Genomic DNA, 7,666 nt, shown 5'->3' on the forward strand with positions numbered 1-7,666 from the left:
CACCACGTACCCGGCCTCGGCGAGTTGCCTGCCGGTCGGTTTCGGGTTGTCGCGCAGCCAATCGCGCACGCGCTGTCGCGTGGGGTGATCCTCGGGAGGAAGGTCGAAGTCCATCGACTCCGATTGTGGTCGTTCGAACCTGTCAGGGATGCATCGGCGCCGGGTGGCATCGCGTTACGTTGGGTCGTGGCGGTCAACGGCGATCGCCGAGAATGGGGAACCGATGGTGACCGAACGGGAGGAGGCGACGACGCTCGAGGCGTTGGCCTCGCTCGCAGCCGAACGACACCCGGACGATCCGCTGCTCGCCCGGTTCCTCCGCCACTACTACCGCCAGGTGTCCGACGCCGACGCCGGCGGTCGACGCGTCGAGGACATCTACGCTGCCGGCCTCGCGCACCTCCGTCTCGGCCGAACGCGTCCCTCTCACGACGTGCAGGTCGAGGTCCTGTCGCCCGATTTCGAGCGTGACGGATGGCAGACCGACCGGTCGATCCTGCTGTTCGTCACCGATGACATCCCGTTCCTGGTCGACACGGTGCGGATCGTGCTGGAACGCTTCGAGCTCGGCATCCACCTGCTCGTCCACCCGATGCTGTCGGTCGACCGCGACGCGACGGGGACCCTCACCGGGGTCGAAGCGAGCGCGGGCAACGGTGATCCCGGGCTCTCGACTCACGCAGCGGGCGACCACGCGGGCGAACGTATCGAGGCCTGGACGCAGATCGAGTTCGACCGGTGTCGATCGAGCGTGCGCCGGGAGCTGGAGGACGCGGTCCGCTCGGCGATCGCCGACGTCCAGCAGATCGTCGCCGACTTCGTACCGATGCGCGACCGCCTGGCCGGCGTCGCCGACGGCGACCCGCTGCTCGATTGGCTCGCCGACCCGCACTTCGTGTTCCTCGGAGCGGCGTCGTACCAGCGAACGCCCGACGGGCTGATCCTCGATCCGGACTCCGTGCTCGGCACATTCCGCTCGACAGGACATCTCGACCCGAACGTCGTCGACCCACCGAGCATGGAGGGCGACCAGCGGTTCGTGATCGCACGTACCAACGCGGTTTCGGTCATCCATCGACCCGTCCGGATGACCGCGCTGGCGATCCGTCCGGAGGGCACCGACATCACGCACCGCTTCGTCGGGCTGTTGGGCAGCGGCGCCTATCGCGACAGCGTGTTCGCGATTCCGGTGGTGTCCGATCGAGCCCGCGAGGTGATGCATCTCACCGGTGTCTCCGCGCGCAGCTTTCTCGGCCGCGCCGTCAAGAACACGCTCGAGACGCTCCCGCGCGACCTGATGTTCGAGCTGGACAGCCATCGGCTGGCCGAGCTGGTCATCGGGATCGTCGGCATCCAGGAGCGGCGCATCGTGCGAGTGTTCGACGTCGCCGAGCCGGTGGGTCCGTTCACGACCGTGCTCGTCCACGTGCCTCGCGTGCGCTTCAACGCGGGCCTCCCCGACACCGTGGCCGAGATCCTGGGCGAGCACTACTCCGGCGAAGTCCGCGACGTCGAGACGACGCTCGACTCGAGTTCGCTCGCACGCGTCTCGGCGACCGTTCGAGCGGAGAACGGCGCGGTCGATCTCGAGCGGCTCGCCGAGCGGATCGACATCCAGACACGCAGCTGGAACGAACGCGTCGAACTCGCCCTCATCGACGGCTTCGGCGACGAGAAGGGACGACAGATCTTCGCGACGGTCAAGGAGTCGGTGCCGTCCGACTACCGGGCACGCACCCGGCCCGAATCGGCGATCAGCGATCTCGCACGCGTGGCGCAACATCTGCGCACACCTGCCGGCGAGGTCCGCGTGACCACGTCGTTCGGACGATCGCTCGATGCGCCCGACGACGTGATCCGGTTCCGCATCTTCCTCACCGGTCGCGACGCCACGATGTCCGAACTCGTCCCCATTCTCGATCACCTCGGCATGCACGCACTCGAGGAGCGACCCTCCGAGTTCCGTGGACCACACGGCACCACCTACTTCTACGACATCGACGTGCGCCTCGACGTCGGTCGGATCGATGACGATCAGGCCAACGAGGTGGAGCAGACGTTCGTGGGTCTCGCCGCGGGCACGATCGAGTCGGACGGACTCAACCGGTTGGTGCTCTCCGCGGGCCTGTCGATCCGCCAGGTCGCCGTCCTGCGCCTCTACCACCGCTACCTCCGCCAGGGCGGGCTCGCGTTCAGCCGCTCGTACATCGAACGCACTCTCACGTCGCAACCCGAGATCGCCGCGCTGTTCGTCGAACTGTTCACCGCCAAGTTCGACCCCACCGGCACGGTGTCGGCCGAGGAGCGCGAACGAGAGGTCGCGGCAGTGAGCAAACGCCTGGGACGCGCTCTCGACGAGGTGCCATCGCTGGACGACGACCGGATCTGCCGGGCGTTCCTCACGCTGATCGAGGCGACGGTCAGGACCAACGCGTTCAGCGACAGCGACGAGATCGCCGTGAAACTCCGGCCGTCGGAGATCTCGTTCCTTCCCGAACCACGACCAGCGTTCGAGATCTTCGTCTCGTCAGCGTGGGTCGAAGGCGTGCACCTGCGCGCCGGGCCGATCGCGCGTGGCGGACTGAGGTGGAGTGATCGCCCCGAGGATTTCCGCACGGAGGTCCTGGGTCTCGTGAAGGCGCAGATGGTGAAGAACGCCGTCATCGTCCCGGTCGGGGCCAAGGGCGGATTCGTCGTGCGCCGATCGCAGGCGGCACCGGGCGATCGTGACGCGTTTCGGGCCGAAGGAATCGATCGCTACCGCCGATTCATCACCGCGCTGCTCTCCATCACCGACAACGTCGTCGACGGTGACGTCGTCTCGCCGCCGAACTGCGTCGTCCACGACGGCCCCGATCCGTACCTGGTCGTCGCGGCGGACAAGGGGACGGCGACGTTCAGCGACATCGCGAACGAGATCGCGGTCGAACGCGGCTTCTGGCTCGGAGACGCGTTTGCGTCCGGCGGCAGCAACGGCTACGACCACAAGGCGATCGGCATCACCGCGCGCGGTGCCTGGGAGAGCGTGCGGCGACACGCTCGGGTACTCGGAAAGAACCTCGCGACCGACGAATTCACCGTTGTCGGCATCGGCGACATGTCGGGAGACGTGTTCGGCAACGGCATGTTGTTGTCGCCGCACCTCCGGATCGTCGCCGCGTTCGATCATCGCCACATCCTCCTCGACCCCGACCCCGACCCTGCCGTGTCGTTCGCCGAGCGGTCCCGCCTGTTCGATCTGGCTCGCTCGAGTTGGGCCGACTACGACGAAACACTGATCTCGGACGGCGGCGGGGTGTTCGCACGGAGCTTGAAGGCGATCACGTTGACCGACGCCGTCCGCCGGAGTCTCGGCATCGACCCATCGGTCTCCCAGTTGCGTCCCGACGACGTGATCTCCGCGATCCTGCGCGCGCCGGTCGACCTGTTGTGGAACGGCGGCATCGGGACCTACGTGAAAGCGAGCACCGAGACCCACGAACAGGTCGGCGACCGGGCGAACGATCCGGTGCGGGTCGACGCCGTGGATCTGCGTTGCGCGATGGTCGGCGAGGGTGGCAACCTCGGCCTCACCCAACTCGGCCGTGTCGAATTCGCCGCGACGGGCGGACTGATCGCCACCGACGCGATCGACAACTCGGCCGGAGTCGACTGCAGCGACCATGAGGTGAACATCAAGATCGCGCTCGATCAGTTGGTCCATGCCGGCGACCTCACGGTCAAGCAACGCAACGAACTCCTCGCCGAGATGACCGACGACGTCGCCGAACTCGTGCTCGACGACAACCGGGCACAGACGCTGGCGCTGATGATCGCCCGTCGGCAAGCGCACCCGATGGTCAACGTCCACGCCCGCTACCTCGACGCGTTGGAGTCCGACGGCCTCATCGACCGATCACTCGAATTCCTGCCGAGCGACAAGGCGCTCGCCGAACGCCAGGCCAACGGTCAGGGAATGCTCACGCCCGAGTTCGCCGTGATGATCGCCTACACGAAACAGGTCGATGTCCAGGAGATCCTCGACTCCGATCTTCCCGACGACCCCGCACTCGATGCCGACCTCCTCGCGTACTTCCCGTTGGCGCTGCGCGAGCGGTATCCCGATCGCCTCCGCGAACATCGACTCCGTCGGGAGATCGTCGCCACCTCGGTCGTGAACAGCATGGTCAACCTGTCCGGCATCTCGTTCGACCACCGGATGACGGAGGGGACGGGCGCCACGGTGACCGACGTGGCCCGCGCGTTCATCGTCGCCCGCGAGGTCACGCAGTTCGCCGAGCAGTGGAGTGAGATCGACACCCTCGTCGATCTCGACCCGGACGCCCAGGTCGACCTCTTCCTCGACCTCCGCCGGATGGCCGAGCGGTGCGCGACCTGGCTGTTGCGCAACCGGCGTCCCCCGCTCGACATCGCCGGTGCCATCGGCGCCTTCCGTACCGACATCCGCACGCTGTCCACCGCCATGGTCGATACGGCGACCGGCCGGGTCCACGACGACATCGTCGAGTTGCGCCAGCAGCACATCGAGCAGGGAGTCCCGCCGGAACTCGCAGCACGCGCATCGCAGTGGCCGTGGCTCCACACAGGTTTCGACATCGTCGAGGTGGCTCGGCCGCGGGCCTGCGACGTGCTGGAGGCAGCGCGCACCTACTGGGCGGTCTTCGAGGCGCTCGACCTGGCGTGGCTGTGGGACGGGATCGGCGCGCTCCCCCGATCCGATCGGTGGCAGACGCAGGGCCGCGCCGCCCTCCGTGACGACCTCCTGGCGGTGCTCGCCTCGCTGACGGGCCACGTTCTCGACACCGCCGGGGGCGACCCCCACGCATGGATCGAGGCGAACGGGCGACCGGCGACGCGAGCATTGGGGATGCACACCGAGATCCGCCGAGCCGACAGCTTCGACCTCACGACCCTGTCCGTCGCCCTCCGCCAACTCCGCAACCTCACCCTCACCGCCGTCGGCTCCGACTGAGACGTTCCTTGGTGCCGGTCACCGACGAACCGGCTCAGTTGCCGACGTACGTGTAGCCGAAACGGCCCTTGATGCAGAGGTTTCCGTGGGTGACCGAATGGTCCACGGGTGAGGTGACCTTGACGATCTCGTTGTCCTGCACGTGCAACTCGAGATTGCAGCCGACCCCGCAGTACGAGCAGACGGTCGTGGTGACGGTCTGCTCGTCCTCATGCCAGTTGTCGTCGTGCCGGAGATCGAACTCGGTCTTGAACTGCAAGGCGTTGGTGGGACACACCGCAACACAGTTTCCGCAGTAGACGCAGGCCGAGTCGGGCAAGGTGGCGTCGAACTCGGTGGAGATCCGGTTGCCGAAACCGCGGCCGGCCACCGCGATCGCGAACGTGTGCTGCGCGTCATCGCCACAGGCCTCGACGCACTTGTAGCAGAGGACGCACTTGTCGTAGTCCCGGATGTACAGGTCATCCTGGATGCGGATCGGTTCGTCGATCACCTCGTGACCCTCGACGTAGCGCGTCACGTCGGCGTCGTAGCGCGCCGAATAGGCGTTGATCTCGTCGGCCTGGCTGAGATCCACACCGGAGCCGAGGAACTCGAGCACCATCTTGCGGCTGTGCCGGACGCGTTCGGAGTCCGTCTGGATCTCCATCCCGTCTTCGGCCACCCGCGAGCACGACGGCACGAGCGTGCGGCTTCCCTCGACCTCGACGACGCACACCCGACAGACGTTCACCGGGGTGAGGTTGTCGGCGTAGCAGATCGTCGGGGTGTCGATGCCCTCCGCGTTGCACGCATCGAGAATCGTCGACCCGGCGGGGACCGCGACGTCCGCGCCGTCGATCCGCACGCTCACCTGCGTCTGCGTCTCCGTCCGTTGCTGCGTCACGATCGTCCTCCGACGAGGCCGAGGCGGATCGCCGACTGGACGGCTCCCGCCGCCGTGTGTCCGAGTCCGCAGATCGAGGCGTCGGCCATCGCGCGCGCCATGTCGTCGATCAGTTGATGGCGGTCATCGGTGAGCGAGCCTCGCTCCGACATCTCGACGAGCACCTCGTGCTGGCAAACGACGCCGATGCGGCACGGGACGCATTGTCCGCACGACTCGTTCCGGAAGAACTCCGCGATGCGCAGCACGAGCGGCTCGAACTCGACGGTGTCGTCGAAGACCGTCACGACACCGGAGCCGAGCGTGACCCCGGCACTCCGGGTCGCCTCCAGCGAGAGTTCGAGACCCAGGTCGTCGGGCCCGACGAAGAACCCTGCGGCTCCACCGAGCAGGACCGCCTTGATCGTTCCGGTGGGTCCACCCGCGAGGTCGATCAGGTCGCCGAGCGCGATTCCGAACGGAACCTCGTACACGCCGGGAACCGCCACGTGGCCCGACACGCAGAACAACCGATGGCCGTTCGAGGCGTCGGACCCGCGGGACCGGTAGTGCTCGGCGCCGTACTCCAGGATGTCGAGCACGTTCAGCAGAGTCTCGGGATTGTTCACGACGGTCGGCTCGCCGAACAGACCGTGCGTGGTGGGAAACGGCGGCTTGTTGCGCGGCTCGCCGCGAAAGCCCTCGATCGACTCCATCAACGCGGTCTCCTCACCGCAGATGTAGGCGCCGGCGCCCCGACGGATCTCGATGTCGAACGCCTGACCCGAACCCATCACGTTCCGACCCAACAACCCCTCGGAGCGAGCCTCGTCGATCGCGTGCTGGAGTCGGGTCGTCGCAAGGGGGTACTCACCACGGATGTAGATCCAGCCGTTGGCCGCTCCGGTCGTGACGCCCGCGATCGTCAACGCCTCGATCACCGCGAACGGATCGTTCTCCATCAGGATCCGGTCCTTGAACGTCCCCGGTTCGGACTCGTCGGCGTTCGCGATCACGTGCTTCGATCCGCTGGGTTCGCCGCGCACGGAGCGCCACTTGACGGCAGTCGGAAACGCCGCTCCCCCGCGACCGGTCAGCTCCGCCGAACCGATCTCGTCGATCACCGCATCGGCACCGATCGCGAGCGCGTAGCGGAGCATGTTGTAGCCGCCGTTGTCGCGGTACGACTGCAGCGAAGTGGGATCGACGACACCGATCCGGTGCAGGATGCGCAGCTCAGCGGACCCGTGCTGTGGGAGGCGGTAGCCGGTGGGATCCGTGATCGACGGCGCGTCGGCGGGCACCGAGTCGGGGGTCCCTCGACCCTGCACGAACTGCGCGGGAGCCCGCTCGCACTGGCCCAAGCACGGACCTCGATGCACCCGGTTGCCTTCGGCCTCGAGCGCGGCGGCGAGATCGGCCGCACCTGCGATCTGGCACGAGGTGTCCATGCAGACGTGATGGACGGCATCGGTGTGTCCCGGGTCGGTCGTGCGGAAGAGTTCGTAGAACGTGGCGACTCCGTACGCCTCGGCAGGTGGGACCTGGAGCGCGTCGCAGAGGTAGTTCAACCCGCCGGGGCTGATCCACCCGGTCTCGTTCTGCAGCGCGTGCAGGCCGGGGAGCAGCAGATGCCGTCGCTCGCGTCGGCGTGCCGTTCCGCCGCGCACCAATCGCTCGGTCTCCTGGATCACCGCTCGCTCGTCGGCGGGAATCACGGCATCCACGGCCGACCGTTCCGCGTCGGTCGACGTGTCGACTCGCAGCTTCAGGTCAGCCACTGGCCACCCCGTGAGCGTGACGTGACGGGTCAGACCCGTCACGTAACG

The 7,666-nt window shown here is 67.3% G+C and carries 3 protein-coding genes; 1 reads left to right on the forward strand and 2 read right to left on the reverse strand.

Going from position 1 to position 7,666, the window contains the following annotated elements; translation table 11 throughout:
- Positions 1-223: 223 nt before the first annotated feature.
- On the forward strand, positions 224-4,972 hold the full coding sequence (locus ON45_RS16255; protein ID WP_040495117.1) for an NAD-glutamate dehydrogenase: 4,749 nt from the start codon (positions 224-226) through the stop codon (positions 4,970-4,972).
- A gap of 34 nt (positions 4,973-5,006) precedes the next feature.
- Here the strand turns inward: ON45_RS16255 and ON45_RS16260 are convergent, their stop codons facing one another.
- Together ON45_RS16260 and ON45_RS16265 are read right to left on the reverse strand one after the other, a co-directional pair.
- A complete protein-coding gene (locus ON45_RS16260; RefSeq protein WP_040495116.1) occupies positions 5,007-5,858 on the reverse strand; it encodes a 2Fe-2S iron-sulfur cluster-binding protein in 852 nt (283 codons plus the stop codon).
- Entirely contained in the window at positions 5,855-7,618 is a 1,764-nt protein-coding gene (locus ON45_RS16265) for an NAD(P)H-dependent oxidoreductase subunit E (RefSeq protein WP_083915073.1), read from the reverse strand. Before ON45_RS16265 ends, ON45_RS16260 begins: the two co-directional genes overlap by 4 nt.
- Between the last annotated feature and the right edge of the window lie 48 nt (positions 7,619-7,666).

The organism is Ilumatobacter nonamiensis YM16-303, from assembly GCF_000350145.1.
Classification (GTDB): Bacteria; Actinomycetota; Acidimicrobiia; order Acidimicrobiales; family Ilumatobacteraceae; genus Ilumatobacter_A; species Ilumatobacter_A nonamiensis.